Raw genomic sequence first — 26,831 nt, 5'->3', positions numbered from 1 at the left:
TTTGGCGACCCGGACGGGTTAGGCGATGAGATAAGGCTTCAAATTCTCGGGAGGATAACAATGAACGAAGCACCCCGCATCCGGCCGGAAAGGAACGTCGAGCTCGGCGCCAGCACCGAGCCGTTCCAGAATCTGCATGAATTCATCCGGAAAGCACGTTCCAACCTCAACCAGAATGCCTGGGATTATATCGTCGGCGCGGCCGAGACCGAGACCACGATGCGGCGCAACCGCATGGCGCTGGACGAGATCGCCTTCCGCCCGCGCGTGCTGCGCGATGTCCGCAAAGTCACCGGCTCGGTCGAGCAATTCGGCCGCAAGATGCGCCTGCCTGTGGTGCTCGCCCCCGTCGGCGCGCTCGAGATCTTCGACCCGGATGGTGCGGCGAGCGTGGCACGCGCCTGCGGCACTTTCGGTGCGGCGCACATGCTGAGTTCGGTGTCCGAGCCCGGTCTCGAGAAGACCGCCGAAGCTGCACCCGACGCGCTGCGCCTCTACCAGCTCTATGTGCGCGGCGACGACGCCTTCGTCGCCGACGTCGTCAGCCGCGCCGAGAAGAACGCCTATGCCGCCTTCTGCCTGACCGTCGATACCGCTCATTACAGCCGTCGCGAACGTGACATCGCCAAGCGCTACGTTCGCGAGAGCCGCCTGCGCGCCACCGGCGGCGATTACCAGAAGGGTCTGGAGTGGCGGACGGTGAAGATGATCAAGGACAAGTTCAAGATCCCGCTGATCCTCAAGGGCATCGCGACGCCAGAGGACGCGCTGATCGCGATCGATCACGGCGTCGAATGGATCTACGTCTCCAACCATGGCGGCCGTCAGCTCGATCACGGTCGCGGCGCCATGCATGTGCTGCCCGAGATCGTCGATGCCGTGAACGGCCGCGCCAAGATCATGGTCGATGGCGGCTTCGGCCGCGGCACCGACATCGTCAAGGCGATCGCGGCGGGCGCCGACCTCGTCGGCATCGGCCGGCTGCAATGCTGGGCGCTGGCAGCGGCCGGCGAAGCCGGCGTGGCACGCATGCTGGAGCTCCTCGAGGACGAAGTGCTGCGCTGCCTCGGCCTCTTGGGTGCGACCTCGTTCGCCGAGATCGACAAATCCTGCCTGCACCCGGCGACCGCAACCAACGCGCCGAGCGTGTTCAGCGCGTTTCCGCTGTTCGACCACGAGCCATATCGATACTGAAAAGGATGCAGGTGACATCGCTCTCTCCCGGCAGCGCGGATGCGCTTCTGTTCGATCTCGGCCGCGTGGTGCTCGATATCGATTTCTCCAAGGCGATCGCCTGCTGGGCGGGACATGCCGGCTGCAAGCCCGAATCCATTGTCGCGCGCTATGTGCGGGACAGCGAAGCCTATCGGTTGCACGAGATGGGCAAGATCAGCGATGAGGACTACTTCGCCTCGTTGCGAGCTTCGCTCGGAATCGGCATTTCGGACGCGCAGTTCCTGGAAGGCTGGAACGCGATCTTCGCCGGCGAAATGCCTGACATCGCCGAGCTGCTGCCGCGGGCAGCGAAGCAGATGCCGCTGTACGCTTTCTCCAACACCAACCGGCCACACGTGGACCATTTCTCACGGGAATATGCCGACCTCCTCGGCCATTTCCGCGAGCTGTACTTGTCGTCCAGCATCGGCATGCGCAAACCGGATGCGGAGGCCTTCGACCACGTCGTCGCGGCGATCGGCGTGCCCGCCGGGCGTATCGTGTTCTTCGACGATCTTGCCGAAAACATCGAGGGAGCGCGGGCGCGCGGCTTGACGGCCGTGCATGTGACCTCGCCGCGTGACGTCGGGAACGCATTGAAAGCATTGGGCATCTGACGACGGCCCATCGTCACGAAATCCACGGTGGCACGGCCCCAACGCGACCAATTTTGCAGAAGTTGAGGAACCCGATCACTTTGTGCATTTTTATACAGAGTTCCGGGAACGGAATACCGGCTTCAGGACTCTAGAGTCCGTTGGGACTTCTACGGACGGATGCATCATCGTGTTGGGCAAAACCTACCTCACCAAGCAGGCTTCTCTTCTTCTTGAATTCGCCAGGACAACTTCGGACTCGGACCTTTCCGCCAAGCTTGTGAGCAAGGCCGCCGACCTGAAATCCCAGGCCGATCCACTGCCCGACAGGGATCAGGGGCCGAAGGCGCCCGACGTAAGTCCCGGGCAGACAGGGAGCTGATCGATGCTAGCCGGGGCGCGCGTCATTCTCGTCCTTGCCATGGCCACTCTCCTGCCGATTCTCCTGCCGATCTGTCTCGCTCTTCGGATCATGCCGCGACGCGCTTGATCCTGCCTCCCAGAACAATGTGAAGCAGCGGGATGAATTGCGCCCGCTCAGGTGTTTTTGCCTCCGCGCCGGCGCTCGGCTAGAAGACTTGCGGAACATTCGCCCGAACGTGCCGAGCAGGAGTTTTCGCCGTGGCCTTGATGCCGGTTTCTGACGCGCTTGCCGCGGTGCTGGCGGATGCAGAGCCGCTGCCCGAAGAAATGGTTTCCCTCGACGAGGCCTACCATCGCGTGCTCGCGCGTGACGTCGCGGCGCGCCGCACGCAGCCGCCGCAGGCGATGTCGGCGATGGACGGCTACGCGGTGCGCGCGGCCGATGCTGCGACGATCGATTCGGAGCTCACCGTCACCGGCGAAGTCGCAGCGGGCCGACCGTTCGCGGGGACGGTCGGAGTTGGCGAGGCCGTGCGGATCTTCACCGGCGGCGTCGTTCCCGATGGCGCGGACGCCGTCGTGATCCAGGAGGACACGGTCGCCGACGGCAAGCGTATCAAGATCAAGGAAGCCGCGATCGCCGGACGGCACATCCGCCGCGCCGGCGTCGATTTCCGCGAGGGCGACGTGCTCCTGCGCAAGGGCAGTCGTCTCACCGAGCGCGACCTCGCGCTCGCCGCCGGAATGAACCATCCGCACCTTGCCGTTTGCCGGCGTCCGAAAGTCGCGATTCTCGCCACCGGCGACGAGCTGGTGATGCCGGGCGCCACGCCAGGTCACGGCCAGATCGTCTATTCCAACGGCTACGCCCTGCACGCGCTCGCCCGCAGCGCCGGCGCCGAGACCATCGACCTCGGTATTGCCGCCGACACGCTCGAGGCCACCACCGCCGGCATCCGCCGCGCCCGCGACAGCGGAGCCGACATCCTGATCACGACCGGCGGCGCATCGGTCGGCGACCACGATCTGGTCCAGCAGGCGCTCAGGGACGAAGGCATCGCGATGGCGTTCTGGAAGATCGCGATGCGGCCGGGCAAGCCGATGATGCACGGGCGGCTCGGCGCAATGGCTGTGATCGGCCTGCCAGGCAATCCCGTGTCGTCCTACGTGTGCGCTTTCCTGTTCATGGTGCCGCTGATTCGCGCCCTGTCGGGCCGTTCAGTGATTCACCATCGCCGTGAGCGCGCCGTGCTCGGCCGCGACGTCAGCGCCAACGACCAGCGCGAGGACTATCTGCGCGCGCACCTGGAGGAGCGTGCCGACGGCACACGCGTCGCCCTTCCCGTCAACCATCAGGACTCCTCGCTGCTTGCGAATCTCGCTGCGGCACAGGTACTTCTCGTGCGCGCACCGTTCGCGCCGAAGGCCGAAGCCGGCACGGCTTGCGAAGTGTTGCGGCTTCCCGTCTGAGCGCCTCGCAACGCGCGTTCCGCGAACTTTACTCTGTTCACGGTAAATTAAGCAGTTGCGGAACATGTATCGAACATATAGTGTCCGTTCATGATTTGTTTCGAGCATGTAGCGGCATATTGCCGAATTCAGCGTCTCGGAATCGGACGACATCAACCGGGGGACTTTGGTCGAGATGTTAACGCGCAAACAATACGAGCTTCTGCGGTTCATCAGTGAACGTCTGAAGGAAAGCGGCGTGCCGCCCTCCTTCGACGAGATGAAGGATGCGCTCGACCTGCGCTCGAAGTCGGGCATCCATCGCCTGATCACGGCGCTCGAGGAGCGTGGCTTCATCCGACGCCTGCCCAACCGCGCCCGTGCGATTGAAGTCATCAAGCTGCCGGAGCTCCAGGCAGCCGCAGGCAGCCGCCGCGGCTTCACGCCAAGCGTCATCGAGGGCAATCTCGGCAAGGTGCGCGCAAGCTCCAGCCTGCCCGCGGACGAGGGCGAACGTCCCGTCGCGGTGCCGGTGATGGGCCGCATCGCGGCCGGCACGCCGATCGAGGCGTTGCAGACCCGCAGCCACACTATCAGCGTACCGCCGGACATGCTCGGCGCGGGCGAGCATTACGCGCTCGAAGTGCGCGGCGATTCCATGGTCGAGGCCGGCATCCTCGACGGCGACATGGCGCTGATTCAGCGCAACGAGAGCGCCGATACCGGTGACATCGTGGTGGCGCTGATCGACGACGAGGAAGCGACGCTGAAGCGCTTCCGCCGTCGCGGCGCCTCGATCGCGCTCGAGCCCGCCAACGCGGCCTATGAGGTCCGCATCCTGCCGCCCAACCGGGTGAAGATTCAGGGCAAGCTGATCGGGCTTTACCGGAAGTACTGATACCGGGAGTACTCGATACCGGGAGTACTCGATACCGGGAGTACTCGATACCGGGAGTAATTGGCGCCTCGCGCGCTTCCGATCGGCATCGCCGGTCAGAGATTGGAGCGGGTCATCGTCCGCTCTGGCTGGATAGTCTTTCTGGTTCTGCACAGACTATCCGGCCCCTCCTCCGGCGCTAGATCCTCGCGCCGCCCACGAAGCAGCACCGCTTTGCGGCCTCAAATGTTCGAGGAAACGGCGGCGCCAGCGATCAAGTCCGCAACGCGCGGGATGCAGCCAGGGCTGGCAATATCCAAGCTCGCAATATTCGAACACCGCCTCCCGAATGCATCGCAGCAGGCTTTGTTCCTGTTGAATTCGGGAAAGATAATGTGATCGCGGCTTGTGGAAACCAGCCGCAGATTTGCCCACAACCAAGCAGAGCGTTCGTGCTTCCACTCTGATAGAGGCCAGCGCCTCGATAAGAGACGCGGGTCGCTGTCCCAGCATGAGGAGCACCCGATGTGTGACTACAGCCTGCATGCCGTCGCCTCGCGTCCCGCCGAAGTCGGCGAGACGATCGTCACGACAACCTTCCGCGGCACCTCGACGCGCGGCTTCGCCTCAGCAGCCGATCCGTCCGTCGCCGTCTGCCTGCTGCCGGGAACGGAGCTCGCCTTCGCCGACGACGTCCGCTACGACAATCGCTGGATCTGGACGCGCACCATCAATTCCCGCGTCGGCAAGTTCGGCAAGATCGATCCGCACATTCCCGACCGCCATCATGACGCGATCGAATTCCCCGACGGCAAATACGTGCTGGTGACGCAGCTCGTCGAAGGCCAGCGCGCGACCGTGCTGCAGCTGCCTGTGACCCATCCGGTCACTGAGCGCGAGCACAAGGCGCAGATCATCGCCGACAGGCAGCCGACCATCACGCACCTGCCGATCGGCTGACGCAGCCGCCCTCCGGCTGCGAGGTCGGAGGCCAGGATTGAATTGCCATCGCCGGCCGTGGCCGGCGAGATGGTGCGGCGCGCGTCCAGCGAGATCCGATCGGATGAACCGAGCCGTTGCGCCTCTCCGCCGCACGAAGTTTGAGCCGCCCTGCCTGAATTTTGCCCGTCCGCTTCGCAGCCAAATGACCGATGCTGTCAGGGCTTGAGACGGCGGACACGCTCGATGAAAACCTTCCTTCGCGTCGTTGAACTCTGGGTGCCCGACCGGACGCGCATGCGGCTGGAATTTGGTGGCGGCCTCTACGGCGAAGGGCTGTCCACGTTCAAGGCCGTCAGCGAAGAGCTGCACTTCGGATATGACGAGGGACTTCCGGGCAAGGCCTGGGCGTCGGGCCACCCCGTGATCCTCACCAAATTCGCCAACTCCTATTTCAAGCGGACCGATCAGGCGCTCGCGGCCGGCCTCACCTGCGGCGTCGCGGTGCCGGTGTTTGCAGGCGAATTCCTGCAAGCCGTCATGGTGCTGTTCTGCGGCGACGACGAAGCGCATGTCGGGGCGATCGAGCTCTGGCACAACGACCCTGATGTCTCCCACGAGATGGGACTCGTCGACGGCTATTATGGCACCGCCGACATGTTCGAATTCAACTCCCGCCACACCAAGTTTCCTCGCGGCTTTGGCCTGCCCGGCCGCACCTGGAAAGCGGGCCTGCCGCTGATCATCAAGGACCTGCACGACGCCAGGAGTTTTCTGCGCTGGGAGGACGCGGCCAAGGTCGGGATCAATTTCGGCGTCGGCGTGCCCTATCGGACCGGCACGGACCAGACTTGGGTTCTGACATTCCTCTCCGCGCAGGCCACGCCGATTGCGCGACGCTTCGAGATCTGGATCCCGAACGAGACCCGCTCGGCACTGGTGTTTCGCGCCGGCGATTGCAGCGCGCAGACCGACCTTGCCGCGCTCTATGCGGATAAATCCATCGCCAGAGGCGAAGGCAGCATCGGCGGGGCCTGGGCCACCGGCATGCCCGCGCTCAACGACGATCTGGCGCATGACGGCTCGGTCGCCGGTCTTGAAGCCAGCACATCCGGACTGAGCCGGATGGTGGCCCTGCCGGTCATCGGCAATTCCACGCTCGATGCCGTACTGGCCTGGTACTTGTAACCGATCCGATCAATCGTCGGCCTGCAAGTCGGTCTCCGCCGGCGTTGCGTCCTTGATGCGAGGCGCGGTCGTCTTCGGCGCAAGACTGCCGTCGAAATCACCTTCGCCCGCGCCGGCCGGCAACCAGGGGCGGCTCGTGCCTCTCGCCCTCACCGCCTGAACCACAAAACCGTCACCACGCCGCGTCAGCGCCAGCGCGCTCTGGCTGGCGAGCCGCTGCCGATCGACCACCATTGCCGCGCAATTGGGCGGCGCGGGACGCGCCGTCACCACCAGCGCGGCCCGACTGCAATCGTCCGCCAGCGCGTCGACGCGCAGTGCCAGCGCGACCAGTCGCCCGTCGGCCAGTGGCGTCACGCAGCCGGCTTCGTCACAGGACACGCCGTCGACCAGCGAGGCCCTGCCGGCATCGCGCGGATCGGCGTCGGCAGCTAACCACTCCTTGAGCAGAAAGCTGTCCTTGCTCGTCCTGATCAGGTGTAGATGTCCGTCCCTGCCCCGCACCGCGACGCTCGCGCCATCCCCGGCAATCAGGATGTCGGGCTGCCGCACCGACAGTCCCCAGAGGATCGCTGCCAGCAGTACCAAGGCGCCGGACCAGCGCAGCGGCGTGCGCAACAGGCCCAGCACGATGATTCCCAGGCTCGCCGCGATCAGCGGCGCGATCCCGAACGCCGGGATGCGGCCGACCGCGCCCGGCAATGCCGCGACCCAGCGCGAGACCGCGACCATCCAGTCGATGCCGATCCCCATCAGCCACCAGAACACGCCGTCGAGTCCGAACGGCGCAGCAAGCAGCCCCAACAGCCCCGCCGGCATCACCAGTGCCGAGACCACCGGCATCGCGCCGAGATTGGCGAGCACGCCGAACGGCGTGACGCGGTGGAAGTGGAAAGCGGCATAGGGCGTGGTCGCAAGCCCCGCAATCAACGACGCCATGAACAGCATCGCGATCTCGCGGCCGCCCCACATCGCGATCCGCGCGGTCGCCGAATGATCGGGCGATGCGAACAGGTTCGGCATGCCGATCTGCACCAGCGCCACCAGCCCGAGCGTCGCGGCGAACGACATCTGGAAACTCGGATGCACCAGCGCTTCCGGCGCGACCGTCAGCACGACCAGCGCGGCCACCGCCAGCGTACGAAAGGTGATGGCGCGGCGATCGACCATCACCGCGATCAGCACCACTGCGGTCATGAAGAACGATCTTTGTGTTGCGACCTCCGCGCCTGACAGCAGCAGGTAGAACGCGGCGGCGACCAGCGCGGCGGCCGCCGACCATTTCTTGATGGCGAAGCCGGCCGCCAGTCCCGGGATCAGAGCGAGCAGCGCGCGCACCGCGAAGAACACGACACCGGCGACGACGGCCATGTGATAACCGGAGATCGAGAGCACGTGGCCGAGGCCGGAGATGAACATCGCGTCGTTGACGGGCGTGGTGATCGCATCGCGCCGCCCGGTGAGCAGCGCCGTTGCGATCGCCCGGTTGTCGCCGTCGAGCGTCGCCCGGATGCGGGCATCGATCGCATCGCGCAGGCCTTGCATGAAGGCCGCGTAACGTAGCCGCAAGCCGCCGGTTTCAGGCGGCGCCGCCACCGCGATTGCGCCCATTGCAAAACCGGAGGCGCCGATGCCCTGGAAGAACATGTCACGCGAGAAGTCGTAGCTGCCGGGCCGCACCGGCGCGAGCGGCGGCATCAGCCGCGCCTTCAACTGAACGAAGCTGCCGACCTCCGGCGCGGTGCCCTTGCGGACCGACAGGCGCACGCGCTCGAGCCTGACGTCGCTGCGCTGCGCCTCCATCGCGGTGACGCGCAGCACGAAACGGTCGGTACGCTCGCGGATGTCGCGGGCCTCGACGAAGCCCGACAACGACACCGAATAGAGCGGCTTTGCCAGCACCGGGTGGGCGATGCGCGCCGTCTTCCAGGTCGCGACGGCAAAGCCGGCCGCGACCGCCGCGATCATGATGGCCGGAGCGAACAGCCGGCTCCGCCGCAACACAGCCGCGCCGAGCAGGAGCGCGATGGCGGTCGTGGCAACGACCCACAGCACCGGCTCATGATCGGCGGAGAAATAAAGCGCGATGCCGCAGCCAAACGCGACGGGCACCCACGGCAGCAGCCGCCCGGCGCCAGCCTCGGCACGCAGCCACGCGCGCAAGGTCTCGGCCAGCGATGTCCAGAGGTCGAGGCCTGCAGGCACGAGACCGCCCGCGGACGCGGTGCGGCCCGCGGGCCACGTCCCCGCGATCCCTTGTGACCGTACCGTCCGGCCCGGCTCCGCCATTTCCCGCACCCGAGGATACGCAACGAAAGCCGAAGCTACCGGAACGTGCAGGCGGGCGGATAGCGGTACGGATCAGGAACGAAAGGGCGCGGCCGCTACTTTTCCTCTTCCATCGTCACGGCAACGTCCGCCTTGGCCGATAGCCGGACCTTGTTGCCCTCGATATCGGCGACGAGCCCTTTGTCGATGAAGTGATGGTGACCCTTGTGGCTGCCCTCGCCGCTGTCCTTCTTGGTCAGCTTGATGCGATTGCCTTCGACCTTGTCGACCGTTCCGACGTGGACGCCGTCGGCGCCGATGACTTCCATATGCTCTGCAATGTTCTGCATGGTGGGTTCCTTGTTGACCCACCCCAACGCCCGGGACGCTCGTTCGTTCTCTTACGAAAATGACGAAGCCGTGTGCCTCCCGCCCGTCAGATCAGCGGCGCCTGCGACGAAGCGTGGTGATTGACGATCTTCCAGTCGCCGTCCTCGCGAATGATGACCCAGCTCATCTTGACCGAGAAATCGGGACGCTCACCGGCAAGGTCGAACGAAATGGTTGCGGCCATATTGATCAGATCAGGACCCGCCTGCGCCGCCATCACCTCGGAAAACACCGCAGCTGGCTTGCGCCAGCGCGGCAGGCCGTTGAAATAGTCTGCGACGCCGTCTCTGCCCCGGTAGAGCTTTGGGTTGGAGCCGAAGAAGAACGCATTCTTCGCATAGAGCGATGACAGCGCGACCGCATCGAGCGTGGCGAAGCCGGCGCGCCATTTCGCGATGATGGCGGGAACGATGGCGTCGGCTTCGTTGCCCATTGTGGTCCCTCAGCCTTTGGCAACTTCCTTCGCGAACGTGTCGCGCAGACCGATGGTCCTGGAAAATACCGGTTTGCCCGGCGTCGAGTCCTTGTCGCGGACGAAATAGCCCTGGCGCTCGAACTGCATCGGCTCGGCCGAATTGCTCTCGGCTACAGATGCCTCGACTCGGGCATCAGACAGGATCTCCAGCGACTGCGGATTGAGGTCCGCCGCAAAATTCGAGGCGTCCGGGCTCGGATTGGCGAACAGCTGGTTGTAGATGCGGATTTCCGCAGGCACCGAATTCGCCGCCGGCAGCCAGTGCATGGTGGCCTTGACCTTGCGGCCGTCGGGCGCGTTGCCGCCCTTGGTCGCGGGATCATAGGTGCAGCGCAGCTCCACCACCTCGCCGGCATCGTTCTTGATCACGCCGGTGCACTTGACGAAATAGGCGTAGCGCAGCCGCACCTCGTTGCCCGGCGACAGACGGAAGAACTTTTTCGGCGGGTTCTCCATGAAGTCGTCCTGCTCGATATAGAGCTCACGGCCGAACGTAATCTTCCGGGTGCCGGCGCTGGGATCGTCGGGGTGGTTGATCGCCTCGAGCTCCTCGACCTGCCCTTCCGGATAGTTCTCGATCACCACCTTGAGCGGTCGCAGCACTCCCATGCGCCGCTGCGACGTTCGGTTCAATTCCTCGCGGATGCAGAACTCGAGCATGCCGACGTCGACGACGCTGTTGGCTTTCGCCACGCCAATGCGCTTGACGAACTCGCGAAGGGCGGCCGGCGGCACGCCGCGGCGGCGCATCCCCGCCATCGTCGGCATGCGAGGATCGTCCCAGCCCGCGACATGGCCCTCGCGGACGAGCTGGGTCAGCACGCGCTTGGACAGCAGCGTGTAGGTCAGGTTCAGCCGCGCGAATTCGTATTGGTGCGGCTTCGACGGCACCGGCAACTTCTCGATGAACCAGTCGTAGAGCGGCCGGTGGTCCTCGAATTCCAATGTGCAGATCGAGTGCGTGATGCCCTCGATCGCGTCCGACTGGCCGTGGGCATAGTCGTAGCTCGGATAGATGCTCCACTTGGTCCCGGTGCGCGGATGGTGCGCATGCAGGATGCGGTACAGCACGGGGTCGCGCAGATTGATGTTGCCCGCACCCATGTCGATCTTGGCCCGCAGCACGCGCGCCCCGTTCGGGAATTCGCCCGCCTTCATGCGACGGAACAGGTCGAGGTTCTCATCCACGCTACGATCGCGGAACGGCGAGTTCTTGCCGGGCTCGGTCAGCGTGCCGCGCGCAAGACGAATCTCCTCCTGGGTCTGGTCGTCGACATAAGCGAGCCCGTCGCGGATCAGCTGCTCCGCCCATTCATAGAGGCGGTCGAAATAATCCGAGGCGAAGAACAGGTTCTTGCCCCAGTCGAAGCCGAGCCAGCGCACGTCGGCCTGGATGGAATCGATATATTCCTGCTCTTCCTTGACCGGGTTGGTGTCGTCGAAGCGCAGATGGCAGCGGCCCGGAAACTCCTGGGCGATGCCGAAATTGAGCGCGATCGACTTGGCGTGGCCGATGTGGAGATAGCCGTTCGGCTCCGGCGGGAACCGGGTCACGATCTCCCGGTATTTGGCCTGATCGAGGTCGGCCTGGATGATGTCACGAATGAAATCGCGCCCAACCTCAGTCGCCACCGGTTCTGTCATTACGAAAATCCTGTAGGGAAATCAGCGGCCCTTCTGCCAAATTCGGGACGCTGAGCCAAGGGCTTAAGCGAGGCCTTAGCGGGTCCGCTGCCGGGCTTTAGTTATGCACCGGTCCTGCTATATACCACCGCCTCCAATGCATAGGCCTTGCCAAGAATGACCGATTCCGTCGTCACCCGCTTCGCTCCCTCGCCGACCGGCTTCCTCCATATCGGGGGCGCCCGCACGGCGCTGTTCAACTGGCTCTATGCGAAGAAGCACGGTGGCAAGATGCTGCTCCGGATCGAGGACACCGACCGGGAGCGCTCCACGGAGGCGGCGATCGGCGCCATCCTCGACGGCCTGAAATGGCTGGAGCTCGGCTGGGATGGCGACGTCATCTACCAGTTCAGCCGCGCCGCCCGTCACCGCGAGGTCGCCGAGCAGCTGCTCGCCGACGGCAAGGCCTATCGCTGCTACGCCACTGCCGAGGAGCTCACCGCGATGCGCGAGAGGGCGCGCGCAGAGGGGCGCACCCGCCTCTATGACGGCCTATGGCGCGACCGCGATCCCGCGACGGCCCCGAGCGACGTAAAGCCCACCATCCGGCTCCGAGCGCCCCAGACCGGCGAGACCGTGATCGAAGACCAGGTCCAGGGCCGCGTGGTCTGGCAGAACGAGAATCTCGACGACCTCGTCCTGCTGCGCGGCGATGGCAACCCGACCTACATGCTCGCAGTGGTGGTCGACGACCACGACATGGGTGTCACCCATGTCATTCGCGGCGACGACCATTTGATCAACGCGGCCCGCCAAAAGCAGATCTACGACGCGATGGGCTGGACGCTGCCGAGCATGTCCCACATCCCCCTGATCCATGGCCCGGACGGCTCGAAGCTCTCCAAGAGGCACGGCGCGCTTGGCGTCGATGCCTACCGAGCCATGGGATACCTCCCGGCCGCGCTCCGCAACTATCTCGTCCGGCTCGGATGGAGCCATGGCGACCAGGAAATCTTCTCGACCGAGGAGATGATCGGCGCGTTCGACCTCGCCAGCGTCGGCCGCGCCGCAGCGCGCTTCGATTTCGCCAAGCTGGAAAACCTCAACGGCCACTACATCCGCAATGCCGACGATCAATCACTCGTGAAGATGTTCGAGGATGTGCTCGACCACGTCGTGCCCAGCCGCGACGAGCTTAAGGCCAAGTTAAACGACACCACGCGCGCGCAGCTCCTGAAGGCCATGCCGGCCCTGAAGGAGCGCGCCAAGACGCTGATCGAGCTGATCGACGGCGCCTATTTCATCTTCGCCGACCGGCCGCTTGAGCTTGATCCGAAGGCGGCCGCGCTGCTGACGCCTGAGAACCGCAAGCTGATCGGCCAGCTTCATTCCGCGCTGGAGAAAGTCGAGAATTGGAGCGGCGCCGCCACGGAAGCCGCGCTGCGCGCCTTTGCCGAGGAAAATAGTCTCAAGCTCGGCGCGGTCGCTCAGCCGCTGCGGGCGGCGCTGACCGGACGGACGACGTCGCCCGGCATATTCGAGGTTTTGGACGTCCTGGGACGCCAGGAAAGCTTGGGCCGGCTTAAAGATCAGGCTTCAGGCTAAGGACTAGGCCAAGGACCGGGCTACGACGTAAGTCGACCATGCGTGGCGCCATCTTGCAGCGCACACAGCAATAATATACCCATCTCACCCGTACCTTCTGGAACATCCGGCCTGCCCCACCATCTCGTTAGGGGCCTTCCGGGTCCGGCCCGTTTCACCATACATCGGGGACCTCTGATGGACGCAAAACCAAGCAATAAGACCGCCACGCTGACGGTCGGAAACAAGAATTTCGATCTTCCGATCCACAGCGGCAGCGTCGGGCCTGACGTCATCGATATCGGCAAGCTCTACGGCCAGTCCGGCCTGTTCACCTACGACCCGGGCTTCACCTCGACCGCGAGCTGCCAGTCCAAGATCACCTATATCGACGGTGACGCGGGCGTGCTGGAATACCGCGGCTATCCGATCGAGCAGCTCGCCGAGAACGGCGACTTCCTGGAGACCTGCTATCTCCTGCTCTACGGAAGCCTGCCGACCGCCGCGCAGAAGAAGGATTTCGACGATCGCGTGATCCATCACACGATGGTGCACGAGCAGATGGCCCGCTTCTTCCAGGGCTTCCGCCGCGACGCCCATCCGATGGCGGTGATGGTGGCCTCCGTCGGCGCGCTCGCCGCGTTCTACCACGACAGCACCGACATCAACGATCCTAAGCAGCGCATGATCGCTTCCATGCGCATGATCGCGAAGATCCCGACCTTGGCGGCGATGGCCTACAAGTACACCGTCGGCCAGCCGTTCGTGTACCCGAAGAACTCGCTGTCCTTTGCCGAGAACTTCCTCAACATGTGCTTCGCCGTGCCGTGCGAGGACTACAAGATCAACCCGGTGCTTGCGGATGCGCTGGACAAGATCTTCATCCTGCACGCCGACCACGAGCAGAACGCCTCGACCTCGACGGTGCGTATCGCCGGCTCTTCCGGCGCCAACCCGTTCGCCTGCATCGCCGCTGGCATCGCCTGCCTGTGGGGCCCGGCGCATGGCGGCGCCAACGAAGCCGCGCTCGCGATGCTCGCCGAGATTGGCTCGGTCGACAAGATCCCCGAATTCATCGCCAAGGTGAAGGACAAGAACTCCGAAGTCCGCCTGATGGGCTTCGGTCACCGCGTCTACAAGAACTACGATCCGCGCGCCAAGATCATGCAGAAGATGTGTCACGCCGTGCTCAAGGAGACCGGCCATGGCGACGATCCGATGCTGAAGGTGGCGCTCGAGCTCGAGAAGATCGCGCTCAGCGATCAGTACTTCATCGACCGCAAGCTCTATCCGAACGTCGATTTCTATTCGGGCATCACGCTGAAGGCGATGGGCTTCCCGGTCTCGATGTTCACCGTGCTGTTCGCGGTCGCCCGCACCGTCGGCTGGATCAGCCAGTGGAGCGAGATGATCGAGGATCCGCAGCAGAAGATCGGCCGTCCGCGCCAGCTCTACACCGGCGTCACCCGCCGCGACTACGTGGCGATCAAGGACCGGAAGTAAGGTCGAGCCATCACGACTTTCGAAGCGGCGCCATCTCCGGATGGCGCCGTTTTTGTTTGATGACGTCGCAGGGGTAACCCCCGCGGCTGCGCGAAGCGCACTCCGCTCGGCGAAACAACTTCGCTCTGCAAACGCGGAAGCAAGGTTGGTTAGGCCTCGCCAACCCACCTTACGAACCTCCCGATCGTGCTGCCGTGCACAACAACAAGTCGGCGCAATGCGTCGGCCGGCGCTTGACGTTGAAACGCTTCGCGCGCAAATTCTTACTCTAAGTAAGAATGACGACAGGGATGGAAATGCCGGAGCAGCCGAGAAGTCGGCGGCAGACGCGTGCCGCCATTTTGACTCATCTGCTTCAGTCAGGCCGCTCGTTTCGCCCGCCGCTGGCCAAGGCCGTGCGCCTGTCGGAAGCGAGCCTGTCGCGCATCCTGTTCGATCTGAAGGCCGAAGGCCTGATCGAGGAAGTGCGGCGCCCTGCCCCTTATGTCGGTGGCCCGACCGGCCTCGTGTCGCTCGACGGCTCGGTGGCGCTCGCGGCCTTCGAGCTGAGCACCCAGCGTCTCAGCGTCGGCGTTGGCGGCCTGCCCGGCGAGCTGCATTACACCGGCCACGTGCCGCTGCCGAAGACGCCGACCGTCGCGACCGTCGGCCGGGCGTTTCGCGAGGCGATGACATTGCTGCGCGACTGGACGCGGCGCCAGCGCATCCCCCTCGCGCAGATCGGCGTCTCCATTCCGGGCCTCGGCCGGTCGGGCGCGTCAAGCAATCCGATCATTCCCTGCGATGTCGGGCGTATCGGCGAGATGCTCGGCGAGACGTTTGCCGGCGTACCGGTCGCGTTCACCAATTCGGTCGTCGCGCACGCCATTTTTCACCGTTGCCGCACGGAGAATTATCCATTCAGCGGCGCGCATCTCTTCGTCTTCGTCGGCCAGGGCGTCGCGGGCACCTGGATGGACGATCCGATCGAGGACGATGCCCTCCAGCCGGTCGAGCTCGGCCACATGGTGTTCGGAGCCGACGGACCAGTTTGTCGCTGTGGTCATCATGGCTGCGTCGAGGCCTACACGTCGCTTCCCGCCTTGGCCGAGCTTCTCGGCGTCTCTGAAGCCGAGTTGCTTCAACTCGGCGGCGAATGGGTGACCGCGATGCCGCTCTCGTCGCGTGTGCGGGAGGAATTGCGCCGGCGGCTGTTCCGGCTTGGCCTTGCGATCGGCAACACGCTGAACGTGAAGCCGTGCAAGGGCGTCGCGATCAGCGGCTGGCCGTCGCTACTCGCCGAGGACGATCGCAACGCGCTCGTCGAGGGGATCGACGCCTGCCTGTTGGGCGGCCTCGAGCACGCGCAAGTGTCGCTCGCTTTCGTGCCGCCGTCGAATGGCAACGATCCGCGGGCCGCGCTGGCATTCGCGGCTTTCTGCCTCGCTTGCCGCGGCGGCATGCCGGCCGCATCGACCGAGGCCGCCTGAGATACCTGATGCCGCGCGGCTCTCGCGCAAATGAGTTCACACCGGGAGGAACTTGCCATGCCGATCACGACAACAAGGCGCCGTCTGCTCGCCGGATCTGCTGCCGCGCTCGCGCTGCCGGCATTTGCCCGCGCGCAAGGCGCGGTGAAGCCGCGCCTGACCGCGATCTCGCAATGGTCCGCGGGCAGCGACGGGGCCGCTATCACGGCGCTCGGCAAGAAATTCGAGGAGAAAGGCGGGGTTTGGCAGCACTCGCCCGTCCCCGGCTTCACCACCGAGATGATGAACAAGCTGCGTGCCCAGATCATGGCCGGCGATCCACCGGCCTGTTCGCAGCTCAAAGGTCCCGAGATTGCGGCCTGGTCGAAGATTGCCCCAACCGTCGATCTCGATGCCGTCGTCGCTGCCGCCGGCTACGAAAAGGTTATCGCTCCGGACCTTGCAAAATTGCACAAGCCGGGAGGCAAGTGGATTGCACTGCCGTTGCAGATCTACAGCACCAACATGCTGTTTCTCTCCAAGCGCGCGATGGACAAGGCCAAGGCCGACAAGATCCCCGTCACATGGGCTGAGTTCAACGACCTCGCCGAGAAGATGAAAGCAGGCGGAGTGCCCTATCCCATCGCCAACGGTGGCACCCGGCCGGACGACGGCCAAAAATTCGAGGCCGCTTTGGCGGGCATCAGTCCCACTGCCTACCGCGCAGCCCTCATGAATCTCGACAAGAAGGCCCTGGAGGGCCCCGAGACAAAGGCGGCCTTCGTCCAGGTGCGCAAGATCGCCGACTGGATGGATCCCAACGTCGGCGCCCAGCACTTTTCGACCAACCTGAAGCGCTTCGTCGACGGCGACATGGGCATGATGATCATGGGCGGGTGGGCGCAGGGCGTGTTGCGCAACGCCGGTTTCAAGTTCGAGGACTTCATCATTGCCCCGGGCCCGAGCGACAATAGCAAGCCGGTCTTCCTGTTGAATGCCGATGCCTTCATATTTTGGCAGCGCAAGGAGCCCGACCTGCAAGCCGGCCAGACGCTGATGGCCCAGCTCGTCATGGATCCAGCGATCCAGACCATGTATTCGCAGATCACGGGATCGATCCCAGTGCGCACCGACGTCGATTTGTCGGGCGAGGGCTGGTCGGACGGTCAACGGCGGACCGCAGCAGCCCTCAAAGACGCGATCGCCAGCAATCAGGCCGTCCTCAGTCTCGCGCACAACATGGCGCAGGAAAACGGGATGACCGCAGCGATCATCGACGTGATCACGGAGTACGTGAAGAACAAGACGATCAAGCCGGAGCAAGCGGTCACCCGCCTCGCCGAGGCGGTTGAGGGCGCGCGTTGACCGACACCGTCTCTCCAGCGACGCGGCCGGGCCCGTCGGCGACCTCTGACTTGGTGCGCCGGCTGCCTGAATATCTGATGATCTGGGTGCCGCTGCTGCTGGCCGCGGGGCATCTCATCTCGTTCTCGCTGTGGACGATCTGGGTATCGTTCACCCCCTCCACCCTTGTCCCGGTTTCGGGCTGGGTGGGGTTGCGCAACTACACGGCAGTGCTGTCGTCGCGGAACTGGCAGATCGCGTTCGACAATCTGCTGCTATTTGGCTGCGCTTTCGTGGTGTTGAGCTTGATCACCGGCCTCGTGCTCGCGATCCTGCTCGATCAGCGCATTCGCGGCGAGAATGTGCTGCGATCCATCTTCCTGTATCCCCTGGCGGTGTCGTTCGTCGTCACCGGCACGGTCTGGAGCTGGCTGCTCAATCCTGGCCTTGGTATCCAGAAGCTCGCCCATGACCTCGGCTGGACCTCGTTCCGGTTCGACTGGCTGCTCGACCGCGACATGGCGATCTGGACCGTTGTCATCGCTGCGATCTGGCAATCTTCGGGCTTCGCCATGGCGCTCTTCCTTGCCGGCCTTCGCTCGGTCGACGCCGACATCATCAAGGCCGCGCAGATCGACGGCGCCGGACCTGTCCGGATCTACCGGCGGGTCATCTTGCCGACGCTATGGCCGATAACCATCACCGTCGCCGTGATCCAGCTGCAGTTCGCGATTTCGGCCTTCGACCTCGTCCGCGCGCTCACCAATGGCGGGCCTGGAATCGCGACCCAGCTGCCGGCACTCGTCGTCTACGATCTCATGTTCCAGCGCGGCCAGCTCGGCCGGGGCGCCGCGGCGGCGGTGCTCATGTTGTTTATTCTTCTCGTGGTGCTCCTGCCGTATGCGGCGTGGCGTTATTTCGAGCGACGGCGGACGACCCATGCGTGATCGAGCCTTCGCACCAAGCCGAATGTTGATCTATCTGGTCGTTTTGGCGATCGCCGCGGCATGGCTCGCGCCATTGGCTGTTGTCGTGCTGAACTCGCTCCGCAGCAACGAGGAGATTGCGCAAGCCTCGATGATCGGCTGGCCGAAACAATGGGCCTGGAGCAACTACGCCGTTGCATGGAGCGGCTTCTGCGTCGCCGAGACCTGCGCCGGCCTCCGGCCATACATGCTGAACTCCGCACTCGTCACGATTCCCGCGACGATCCTCTCTACCCTGCTCGGCGCTATCGCCGGTTACGCCGTGTCGCTCTGGCGTTTTCGCGGCGACAACTGGATCTACGGCATCGTGACCCTTGGCCTTTTCCTGCCCCAGCAGATGCGCTTGCTTCCCTGGACCATCGTGCTGCGGGACATCGGTCTCATCAACACGCTGACGGGCCTCGTGCTGATTCACACGATCCAGGGGCTCTCCTTCACCACGCTGTTCTGCCGGAACTACTATGTCGCCATTCCCCATGAACTGATCAGCGCTGCGCGCATCGATGGCGCCGGGTTCTTCCGCATTTTCTGGCGCATCATCCTGCCGCTGTCGGCTCCGATCCTGATCGTCACCGTGATCTGGCAGTTCACGCACATCTGGAACGAGTTCCTCTACGGCGTGACATTCACGACCGGCCAACAACAGCCCGTCACGGCCGCTCTCATTGCACTATCTGCCGCGATCGCAGACATCCCGCAGCATGGCGTACAGAGCGCTGCGGTGATCATCGCAGCGCTGCCCACTTTGTTGATCTATCTCCTCGGCGGCAGGTACTTCGTGCGCGGCCTTACCGCTGGGGCCGTGAAATGATCGGATTGTCATGGCAGCACTAAGCATTCGCTCCCTGTCCAAGCGCTACGCCAATCTGGAGGTGCTGAAGGGCGTCGATCTCGACATCGAGAGCGGTGAATTCACCGTGCTCGTCGGCCCATCCGGCTGCGGCAAGTCCACGCTGCTCAACATCGTCGCCGGGCTGGATCGCCCGAGCGCAGGCACCGTCGAAATCGGCGGGCGTGTCGTCAACGACGTCCCGCCGAAGGACCGCGACATCGCCATGGTGTTCCAATCCTACGCGCTCTATCCGTCGATGACGGTGCGCCAGAACATCACCTTCGGCATGGAATGCCGTCATGTGCCGAAGGCTGAGCAGGAGAAGGCGCTGGCGAATGTGGCCAAGCTGCTCCAGATCGAGCCGCTGCTCGGCCGCAAGCCGTCGCAGCTCTCCGGCGGCCAGCGCCAGCGTGTGGCGATGGGCCGGGCGCTGGTGCGCGATCCCCTGCTCTTCCTGTTCGACGAGCCGCTCTCCAATCTCGACGCCAAGCTGCGCGTCGAGATGCGGATGGAGATCAAGCGGCTGCACCAGCGCATCGGCGCCACCATCGTCTATGTCACCCACGACCAGATCGAGGCGATGACGATGGCGACGCGCATCGCCGTGATGCATCGGGGCGTGGTGCAGCAGTTTGCCGACCCCGATACCGTGTATCGCTATCCCGCTAATCTGTTCGTCGCCCGTTTCATGGGCTCGCCGCCGATGAACACGATGCCGGCACGGCTCGAGTCCGATGCCGGCGGGCCTGTGGCCGTGATCGGTGCGGGGCGGCCGGACGAGGTCCGTCTGCGCCTTCGGGGATATGACGCAGCAGCATCCTTTGTCGGTCGCGACGTGGTCTTCGGGATCAGGCCGGAATGCATTGCCGAGGGCAGCCGCGTCTTTTCCGGCGATGCGCCGATCCTCGTCAACGCGCCGGTGGAGATGGTCGAGCCGACCGGTGCCGAGACGATGGTGTTGCTGCGGCTCGGGGGCGAGCCCGCGATGGCGCGCATCACGCCGGATATCCGCCCCACACCGGGCGCCTCCGCCTCCTTCGCCCTCGACACGCGCCGCATCTGCCTGTTCGACCCCGAGACGGAGCGACTGATCGCATGACAAAAACGAACTATGCCGGTCTCAAGGACCGCGTGGTGTTGATCACCGGTGGCGCCAGCGGCATCGGTGCCGCCTTCGTGCGGGCGTTCGCGGCCCAAGGGGCTCGCGTCGCGCTCCTGGATCTCGATGAAGCAGCCGGCCGGGCGCTGGTCGCGGAAGTGAAGGCCGCAACCGGAATCGTACCCCTGTTCGTGCCGTGCGATCTCCTCGACATCGACGCCTTGCGCGGCGCCATGGCGCAGGTCCACGGATCGCTTGGCGATGCCGCGGTTCTCGTCAACAATGCCGCCAACGATCAACGCCAAGTACTGGCCGAGGTGACCCCGGCCGAGTTCGACTGGATGATCGGCGTCAATCTCAAGCACGTCTTCTTTGCCGCGCAAGCGGTGGTGCCGCAGATGCAGGCACGCGGCGGCGGTTCGATCATCAACATGTCGTCGATTGCCTGGATGCGCGGCGCGCCGGGGCTGCCGGTCTACGCCGCGGCAAAGGCCGCGATCGTCGGCTTCACCAACTCGCTGGCCCGGTCGGTCGGTCCCGACCGTATCCGGGTCAACGCGATCGCGCCGGGGATGGTGATCACGGAGCGTCAGCGCCGGCTGTGGTATCCGGACGAGCAGGCGATCGCCGAGCTGCGCACGCGACAGGCCATTCCCGACGCGGTGACGCCCGACGACATCGCAAACATGGCACTGTTCCTCGCCTCCGACGACAGCCGGAACATCACGCGCCAGTGTTTTCAGGTCGATGCTGGTCTCGGCTAGAGCGTGTACTCACAACCCGAGCTGCCTCGTAGAGGTCCGCTTCGTATCCGATAGCAGTCGCGTTGGCGTACCTCTCCCTGAGTCCGAGTTGGGCCAAAAGCGGCTGTCGTATACCGTGTCTTGAACTGGAAGGAGAGGCCGCCTTGCAAACGGCATCTCCTTCGTGCGGGAGGCGAAAATGGATGAGAGATGTCGTCAAGACCTGATGAACGAGAGCAGGTCGGGGTTGAGGACATCCGCATGTGTGGTGAGCATGCCATGGGGGTAGCCGGGATACGTCTTCAGCGACCCGTTCCTGAGCAAGTCGACCGCGCGCGGCACGGAACTTGCGAACGGGACGACTTGATCAGCCTCGCCATGCATCACCAGCACCGGCACGGTGATCTTCTTGAGGTCTTCAGTATAATCTTCGAGCCAAGAGTCGACAGTCGCGTAGTGAGCGAGAGCACCGCCGGCCATGCCTTGGCGCCACCAGTTCGCGATCACTGCCTCCGAAGGCTTGGCCCCGTCTAGGTTGTAGCCGTAGAACGGATTCTCAGGAACGAAACGGAAGAACTCCGCCCGGTTGCCCAGCACGCCTGCCCGGATCGCTTCGAACCACTCCGGTGGTTGACCGGACACGTTGTTCTCGCTCCGGTACATGTTCGGCGTCAGTGAAGCGACCAGCACCGCCTTCGCGACGCGCTCCTGGTGGCGAGCGACATAGCGAGCCACCTCACCGCCACCTGTCGAGTGCCCGATATGGATCGCGTCGCGCAGGTTGAGGTGTTCAGTCAGTGCCGCGAGGTCGGCAACCCAGTGGTCCATGTCGTTGCCGGTGCTGGGCTGGTCGGACCGACCGTGGCCGCGCCGGTCGTGGGCGATCACGCGGTAGCCGTGGCGAAGGAAGAAGGTCATCTGGGCGTCCCAGTCGTCCGCTGTCAGCGGCCAGCCGTGACTGAAAACGATCGGCTGGCCTGAGCCCCAGTCCTTGTAGAAGATGCTTACGCCGTCTGTAGTCGTGATCGTCGACATCAAGTCGCTCCATCTGCGCTGTTAGATCTTTGTTGAAAAGTTTGCGGACGGGGCTAAAAAAGCAGGCAGGCCCAAGCTGATCAGGCCACAGATCGCGCCCCCTGGCTTTCCAAAAGACACGATGTTCAGCGGCCTCGCCGGCGAGCCCTTGCCGTGGCAACACCCGATCGCCGACGCGTTATCGCCGGATCCGGCCGCGGCGCTATTCGTCGCCCCTGCGCATTCGCGCGCGTTTCCCGCTAAATGAGGGACGCCACTCTCGATCGCGCTGCAGAATTGTCGAGGCCGTACTGAATTGCGATCACGCCGTTCCTATCTGCCTGGAGTGCTGGGATCACTTTGCTGAAGACGATACTATGCTTCGGCGAAGACATTGTTCGTTGTCCTTTTTTTGGTTGAAGACTGCGAAACGGTAAATCCCTCTTTGGCTCCTGACCAAGACCTTGTAGGCTTCAAGCTATGCCTGGAAGATATACGAGGGATCATGGAGCTCCGGCACCTGCGCTATTTCGTTGCCGTCGCTGAAGAAGGCAGCCTGCTGAACGCCGCCGAACGGCGACTGAACACCTCCCAGCCGTCCTTGAGCCGGCAAATTCGCGATCTGGAAGCCGAAGTCGGCGTCCAGTTATTGGAGCGCCAGGCGCGAGGCGTGACGCTGACCGCTGCCGGACGCGTGTTTCTCGATCATGCGCGGCTGGCGCTGCTGCAGGTCGAGGCCGCGACGGAAGGGGCCCGGCAGACGGCGCAACCGCAAAGGCCCGTCCTCTCGATGGGCTTTCTCGTCGGGCTGGAGGTGATGTGGCTCCCCCAGTTGCTGCGCATCCTCCGCGAGGAAGCCCCCGATGTCGACGTGACGCTCAGCACGCAATCTTCGCCAGAACTCGCACTGGCATTGATGCGGGGAAAGCTGGACATCGCTTTCCTTCGTCCGGAGAAAGACAACGAGGGCGTCGTCTTCAAGATATTGGCGAAGGAGCCCTTGATTGCCGTGCTGCCGGCCGAACACCGCTTGGCATCACGGAAGAAGATTCGTCCGCAGGATTTCGCCCGCGAGATCTATGTCAGCTCGGCAAGAACATCGCCGGTCTTGCAAGAGGTCATACAGAATTACGCATCTCGGGTCGGCATTACCCTCAAGGCGAAGTATGAAGGCGAAAACATATCATCGGCCATGTCGCTCGTGGCTTCCACAGGCGGAATTAGCCTCGTCCCGCTCTATGCGCAGAACATGCTTGCACCGAACGTCGTCGCCAGAGCGCTCGAGGGCGGCACGCCGACGGTCGATCTGGCGCTGGGATACAATCGGACCAATCCGTCGCCCCTGCTCCGCCGTCTTTTGTCCCGCGCGGATGAATTGGTTGCAAACGTTCAAAATCAGAGCATCATTCGCTACGTTGAAGCTGACTAGTAGCCGATGCGAGAGTCCGCAACGGGTCACAAGCCGCCGATCGCGCTCTAGGTGGGAGACTTCCGCTTTGCGCCGGCAAGCCGACGTATGTGAGTACACGTCCTAGCTAGCCCGCCTGCCCTTGCGCATCGTCGCCAGCACGATGTCGGCTGCGAGCACGCTCGGCGACTTGTTGCCGGTCGACATGATCGTATCGAGCTGGGTGAACGCTTCCACCTGCTGTCGGCGCAGCGGTGAATCGGTCAGAAGCTCCGACAGCGCGGGTGCGAGCTTCTCCGGCGTGCAGTCGTCCTGCAGGAACTCCGGTATGACATCCTTGCCGATCACGAGATTGGCGAGGATCACGGAGGAGACGCGGATCGCGCGGCGCAGGATGAAGGCTTCGATCGCGCCGACGCGATAGGCAGTCACCATCGGAATGCCCGATAGCGCGAGCTCCAGCGTCACCGTGCCGGATTTTGCCAGTGCCGCGCGCGCGATGCGGAAGGCGGCACGCTTCTCGTTCTCGCCGACCACGATTTGAGGCTTGACCGGCCAGTTCGCGATGCCTTCGCGAATGGCGCTTTCGAGATGTGGCATGGTCGGCAGCATCAGTTCGAACGCGCGGCCGTCCGTCTGCAATCGGCCGAGCGTTGCGCCGAACACGTCGAGATGGTGCCTGATCTCGCTTCGGCGGCTGCCGGGCAACACCAGCAAAACCGGCGGCTCGCCGTCGCGGCGCTCCTGCTCTTCCGCGTTCGGCCGCAGCGAGGGCAATTGCTCGATCAGGGGATGGCCGACATAGCTGCATGGCGGCCCGCCGAGCTTGCGATATTCCTCCGGCTCGAACGGCAACAGGCCGAGCACATGGTCGACATAGCCGAGCATGGTCCGCGCCCGTCCCGGCCGCCAGGCCCAGAGCTGCGGCGAGACGTAGTCGACGATCGGGATCGCCGGATTGCGGGCCCGCACCCGGCGGGCGACACGATGGGTGAAGTCGGGGCTGTCGATGATGACGAGAGCGTCCGGCGCGGCCTCGGTCACGGCCTCCGCGGTCTCGCGGATCAGCCGCAGGATCTTCGGCAATTGCTGCACGACCGCGGCGAAGCCGACGATCGAGAGCTCCTCGATCGGAAACAGCGTCTCGAGCCCCTGGCGCGCCATGGTGCGGCCGCCGACGCCCACGAACTGCACGCCGTCGCCGAGGCGCTGGCGCAGCACCTTCATCAAGGCGCTGCCGAGCCGATCGCCGGATTCCTCCGTGGCGATCAGGAATATCTTGCGCTTGGGATCGCGACCTTGCATCACGCCGGCAGGCCGATGACGAAGAGATATTTTGCGTCTGCGACTGCGATCATCGCCTGCGGCTCGGCGGCGATGGTGTTGCCGGCGACGACGGCGATGCCGGCGAGCCCTGCGGCGGCGACGCCCTCGAGGGTGCGCGGGCCGATCGTCGGCAGGTCGAAGCGCAAATCCTGCCCGCTCTTTGGTACCTTCACCAGCACGCCCCGCCCGGTCGCGGCGCGGATGCGGCCCTCTTCGCGCAGCCGCGCCACGCGCGCGAGCAGCGCATCGGTGCCCTCGATATCCTCGACCGCCACCACATGGCCATCAATCACAACCGCGGCCTGGCCGATGTCGAACGGACCGAGCGCGGTCAGCACCGCGCGGCCGCGCTCGATGTCGGTCTTCCCGGTGTCGCTCGGCCACGCGCGGCTGATGCAGCCCTCGGGCATCAGCAGGTCGGGCGCGACATCCTTGATGCCGACCATGCGAAAGCCGCCCTGCTCGAGAATGCGGCCGACGCCGGACAACAAATGATCGTCGCCGCCGCGGAAGGCGCGGATGACATTGCCGAGCAGCCGAAGCGTTGTGAAATCGACCCGGACCTCCGAGAGCGAAGGCCGTACCAGCGTGCCGATGAAGATCAGGTCTCGGCAGCCCTCCTCGCGAAACAGCCGCATGGCACGGCCGAGCTGGCCGACCGAGATCCAGCGGTGACGGAATTTTTCCACCCGAGCCGGATCGCAGGCCCCCCGAAGGGGAAACAACACCGGCACAATGCCGCGGGCAGCGAGCGAGTCGGCAACCGCGAACGGCATCGCGCCGCCGCCCGCGACCACGCCGACCGGCGATGAAATCTCCGAAGCCGACGATGTCATGCCCGGGGTCATCCCATCATCACTTCGCGATGGCGGGAAGACAGAGCGGGCGCTTGCCCTTGCCGATGAAGTCGAGGATTTCTGCGATCGCCGGATCTTCACCGGCGAGCGGCCGTGCCGCCTCCAGGCGTTCGGCAAAGGTGCCGGGGCCATGGAAGAGTTTCTGGTAGAACGCTCGCACGGTCGCAAGCCGCTGCTTGGTGAACTTGCGCCGCTTCATGCCGATCAGGTTGAGGCCTTCGAGCACGGCATACTGGCCGTTGACGAGGCCGAACGGAATGACGTCGTCGCGCACGCCGCACACGCCGCCCACCATCACCTGCGGGCCGATGCGGGTGAACTGATGCACCGCGGACAGACCGCCGATGAAGACGAAATCACCGATCTCGCAGTGACCGCCGAGCGTGGCCGAGGTCGCGAAGATCACGTCGTTGCCGACATGGCAGTCATGGCCGACATGGCTGCAGTTCATGAAATAGTTGCGGTCGCCGACCTCTGTGATGCCGCCGCCGGCGACGGTGCCGGCATTCATGGTCACGGATTCGCGGATGGTGCAGCCCGAGCCGATCTTGAGCTTCGTCAGCTCGCCGCGATAGCTGAGCGATTGCGGCGGGGTGCCGAGCGAGGCGAAGGGATAGATGGTGCAATCGTCACCGATCGTGGTTTGCGCGGTGATATGCACATGTCCGATCAGCTTGCAGTTCGCGCCGATCACGACATTGGCGCCGATGATGCAATAGGGTCCGATCTCGGTGCCCTCGCCGATCACGGCGCCGTCCGCGACCCGTGCGGTGGGATCAATCTTACTCATCAAGCAATCTGACTCATCAAGAAGGGCTGATTAGGTGTTGAAGTCGCTTGGTTTTCCGCTGGTTAGCGCGACTATGCCCGATCTGTCCAGTGACGTATCATATCGGCCTGTTTCAGGCGCCGGATGAGCTGACCTCCCCAATTCGTCAACGCCTTCATGTGGAGCTTGAAGTCATCATGGTCAGGGCCCTGGCACTGCTGCTCGCAACCGCGCCGATCGTGTCCGAGACGATCGAGACCGCCGAACACCGCCTCGTCGATCTCAAGACATTCGAATGCCGCGACATCACCCGCAGCACGGTGCTCCAGCGGGTCTGTTACGACCGTGCGCAGCAGGCCCTCATCGTGGCTGTGGGCGGCGCTTATGACCGCTATTGCGGCGTGTCGGTCGACACGGTCGAGCGCCTGCTGGGCGCACCGTCCATGGGCCAGTTCTTCAACCAGAACATCAAGCGCGAGGTCAGCGGCGGCCGATACGCGTGTCCTGCACGCGAGCGTATCCAGAGAAGCTGATC

At 64.3% G+C, this 26,831-nt stretch carries 24 protein-coding genes; 16 read left to right on the top strand and 8 right to left on the bottom strand.

The annotated features are described in order from the left end of the window. Window positions 1–60 precede the first annotated feature (60 nt). The 6 genes from JQ591_RS22535 to JQ591_RS22510 all read left to right on the top strand — a co-directional run bounded on the left by JQ591_RS22535 (window position 61) and on the right by JQ591_RS22510 (window position 6,627). Complete coding sequence (locus tag JQ591_RS22535) at window positions 61–1,194, top strand: alpha-hydroxy acid oxidase (protein WP_211398163.1); 1,134 nt, start codon at window positions 61–63, stop codon at window positions 1,192–1,194. 5 nt (window positions 1,195–1,199) lie between these two features. Then, complete coding sequence (locus tag JQ591_RS22530; protein ID WP_211398162.1) at window positions 1,200–1,832, top strand: HAD family hydrolase; 633 nt, start codon at window positions 1,200–1,202, stop codon at window positions 1,830–1,832. Between the two features lie 600 nt (window positions 1,833–2,432). Then, on the top strand, window positions 2,433–3,644 hold the full coding sequence (locus tag JQ591_RS22525; RefSeq protein ID WP_211398161.1) for a molybdopterin molybdotransferase MoeA: 1,212 nt from the start codon (window positions 2,433–2,435) through the stop codon (window positions 3,642–3,644). Window positions 3,645–3,819: 175 nt separating this feature from the next. After that, window positions 3,820–4,521 carry a transcriptional repressor LexA gene (gene lexA, locus JQ591_RS22520; protein WP_211398160.1) on the top strand — a complete coding sequence of 234 codons (702 nt, stop codon included), beginning with the start codon at window positions 3,820–3,822 and terminating at the stop codon, window positions 4,519–4,521. A gap of 504 nt (window positions 4,522–5,025) precedes the next feature. Next, a complete protein-coding gene (locus JQ591_RS22515) occupies window positions 5,026–5,460 on the top strand; it encodes a hypothetical protein (RefSeq protein ID WP_211398159.1) in 435 nt (144 codons plus the stop codon). Between the two features lie 225 nt (window positions 5,461–5,685). Continuing rightward, complete coding sequence (locus JQ591_RS22510) at window positions 5,686–6,627, top strand: GAF domain-containing protein (RefSeq protein ID WP_211398158.1); 942 nt, start codon at window positions 5,686–5,688, stop codon at window positions 6,625–6,627. A gap of 9 nt (window positions 6,628–6,636) precedes the next feature. Here the strand turns inward: JQ591_RS22510 and JQ591_RS22505 are convergent, their stop codons facing one another. The 4 genes from JQ591_RS22505 to JQ591_RS22490 all read right to left on the bottom strand — a co-directional run bounded on the left by JQ591_RS22505 (window position 6,637) and on the right by JQ591_RS22490 (window position 11,404). After that, window positions 6,637–8,916: a ComEC/Rec2 family competence protein gene (locus JQ591_RS22505; RefSeq protein ID WP_211398157.1), complete on the bottom strand. Its 2,280-nt coding sequence runs from the start codon at window positions 8,914–8,916 to the stop codon at window positions 6,637–6,639. A 95-nt stretch (window positions 8,917–9,011) separates the two neighbouring features. After that, window positions 9,012–9,245: a DUF2171 domain-containing protein gene (locus tag JQ591_RS22500; protein WP_211398156.1), complete on the bottom strand. Its 234-nt coding sequence runs from the start codon at window positions 9,243–9,245 to the stop codon at window positions 9,012–9,014. 86 nt (window positions 9,246–9,331) lie between these two features. Next, entirely contained in the window at window positions 9,332–9,718 is a 387-nt protein-coding gene (locus tag JQ591_RS22495) for a YybH family protein (RefSeq protein ID WP_211398155.1), read from the bottom strand. A 9-nt stretch (window positions 9,719–9,727) separates the two neighbouring features. Next, the gene (locus JQ591_RS22490) at window positions 9,728–11,404 is read right to left on the bottom strand and encodes a glutamine--tRNA ligase/YqeY domain fusion protein (protein WP_211398154.1); all 1,677 of its coding nucleotides are present in this window, start codon (window positions 11,402–11,404) and stop codon (window positions 9,728–9,730) included. A 156-nt stretch (window positions 11,405–11,560) separates the two neighbouring features. On the opposite strand from JQ591_RS22490, the gene gltX reads away from it, so the two are divergent. From gltX to JQ591_RS22450, 8 genes are all read left to right on the top strand, one after another. After that, window positions 11,561–12,988 (top strand): glutamate--tRNA ligase, encoded by a 1,428-nt coding sequence (gltX, locus tag JQ591_RS22485; protein ID WP_211398153.1) that lies wholly within the window; start codon window positions 11,561–11,563, stop codon window positions 12,986–12,988. 177 nt (window positions 12,989–13,165) lie between these two features. Then, window positions 13,166–14,470, top strand: a complete 1,305-nt coding sequence (gene gltA / locus JQ591_RS22480) for a citrate synthase (protein WP_211398152.1) — start codon at window positions 13,166–13,168, stop codon at window positions 14,468–14,470. 290 nt (window positions 14,471–14,760) lie between these two features. Then, window positions 14,761–15,939 (top strand): ROK family transcriptional regulator, encoded by a 1,179-nt coding sequence (locus tag JQ591_RS22475; protein ID WP_211398206.1) that lies wholly within the window; start codon window positions 14,761–14,763, stop codon window positions 15,937–15,939. A 57-nt stretch (window positions 15,940–15,996) separates the two neighbouring features. After that, window positions 15,997–17,283 carry an ABC transporter substrate-binding protein gene (locus JQ591_RS22470; RefSeq protein WP_211398151.1) on the top strand — a complete coding sequence of 429 codons (1,287 nt, stop codon included), beginning with the start codon at window positions 15,997–15,999 and terminating at the stop codon, window positions 17,281–17,283. Window positions 17,284–17,360: 77 nt separating this feature from the next. Further along, window positions 17,361–18,209: a carbohydrate ABC transporter permease gene (locus tag JQ591_RS22465; RefSeq protein WP_433995211.1), complete on the top strand. Its 849-nt coding sequence runs from the start codon at window positions 17,361–17,363 to the stop codon at window positions 18,207–18,209. Then, window positions 18,202–19,059: a carbohydrate ABC transporter permease gene (locus JQ591_RS22460; RefSeq protein ID WP_211398149.1), complete on the top strand. Its 858-nt coding sequence runs from the start codon at window positions 18,202–18,204 to the stop codon at window positions 19,057–19,059. Before JQ591_RS22465 ends, JQ591_RS22460 begins: the two co-directional genes overlap by 8 nt. Before the next feature lie 10 nt (window positions 19,060–19,069). Next, entirely contained in the window at window positions 19,070–20,179 is a 1,110-nt protein-coding gene (locus JQ591_RS22455; RefSeq protein WP_211398148.1) for an ABC transporter ATP-binding protein, read from the top strand. Then, window positions 20,176–20,943, top strand: coding sequence for an SDR family NAD(P)-dependent oxidoreductase (locus JQ591_RS22450; RefSeq protein WP_211398147.1), 768 nt, complete (start codon window positions 20,176–20,178; stop codon window positions 20,941–20,943). The genes JQ591_RS22455 and JQ591_RS22450 overlap by 4 nt, the downstream gene beginning before the upstream one ends. A gap of 195 nt (window positions 20,944–21,138) precedes the next feature. Here JQ591_RS22450 and JQ591_RS22445 read toward each other — a convergent pair whose 3' ends face one another. After that, window positions 21,139–21,957 (bottom strand): alpha/beta fold hydrolase, encoded by an 819-nt coding sequence (locus JQ591_RS22445; RefSeq protein ID WP_211398146.1) that lies wholly within the window; start codon window positions 21,955–21,957, stop codon window positions 21,139–21,141. A 484-nt stretch (window positions 21,958–22,441) separates the two neighbouring features. Between JQ591_RS22445 and JQ591_RS22440 the strand changes: the two genes are divergently transcribed. Continuing rightward, window positions 22,442–23,365 (top strand): LysR substrate-binding domain-containing protein, encoded by a 924-nt coding sequence (locus JQ591_RS22440; protein ID WP_211398145.1) that lies wholly within the window; start codon window positions 22,442–22,444, stop codon window positions 23,363–23,365. Between the two features lie 102 nt (window positions 23,366–23,467). Here JQ591_RS22440 and lpxB read toward each other — a convergent pair whose 3' ends face one another. Genes lpxB through lpxA form a run of 3 tightly spaced genes read right to left on the bottom strand, consistent with a single transcriptional unit; the run spans window position 23,468 to window position 26,317 of the window. Continuing rightward, window positions 23,468–24,652, bottom strand: a complete 1,185-nt coding sequence (gene lpxB / locus JQ591_RS22435) for a lipid-A-disaccharide synthase (RefSeq protein ID WP_211398144.1) — start codon at window positions 24,650–24,652, stop codon at window positions 23,468–23,470. After that, window positions 24,649–25,506: an LpxI family protein gene (locus JQ591_RS22430; RefSeq protein WP_211398143.1), complete on the bottom strand. Its 858-nt coding sequence runs from the start codon at window positions 25,504–25,506 to the stop codon at window positions 24,649–24,651. The genes lpxB and JQ591_RS22430 overlap by 4 nt, the downstream gene beginning before the upstream one ends. A gap of 19 nt (window positions 25,507–25,525) precedes the next feature. Further along, complete coding sequence (gene lpxA, locus JQ591_RS22425) at window positions 25,526–26,317, bottom strand: acyl-ACP--UDP-N-acetylglucosamine O-acyltransferase (RefSeq protein ID WP_211398142.1); 792 nt, start codon at window positions 26,315–26,317, stop codon at window positions 25,526–25,528. 176 nt (window positions 26,318–26,493) lie between these two features. On the opposite strand from lpxA, the gene JQ591_RS22420 reads away from it, so the two are divergent. After that, window positions 26,494–26,829 (top strand): KTSC domain-containing protein, encoded by a 336-nt coding sequence (locus JQ591_RS22420; RefSeq protein WP_211398205.1) that lies wholly within the window; start codon window positions 26,494–26,496, stop codon window positions 26,827–26,829. The last annotated feature ends 2 nt before the right edge of the window (window positions 26,830–26,831 follow it).

The sequence above is a fragment of the Bradyrhizobium canariense genome, from assembly GCF_018130465.1.
In the GTDB taxonomy this organism is placed as follows: Bacteria; Pseudomonadota; Alphaproteobacteria; order Rhizobiales; family Xanthobacteraceae; genus Bradyrhizobium; species Bradyrhizobium canariense_C.
The sequence above is the reverse complement of the archived record's forward strand: the minus strand, read 5'-3'. Positions and strand labels throughout refer to the sequence as shown.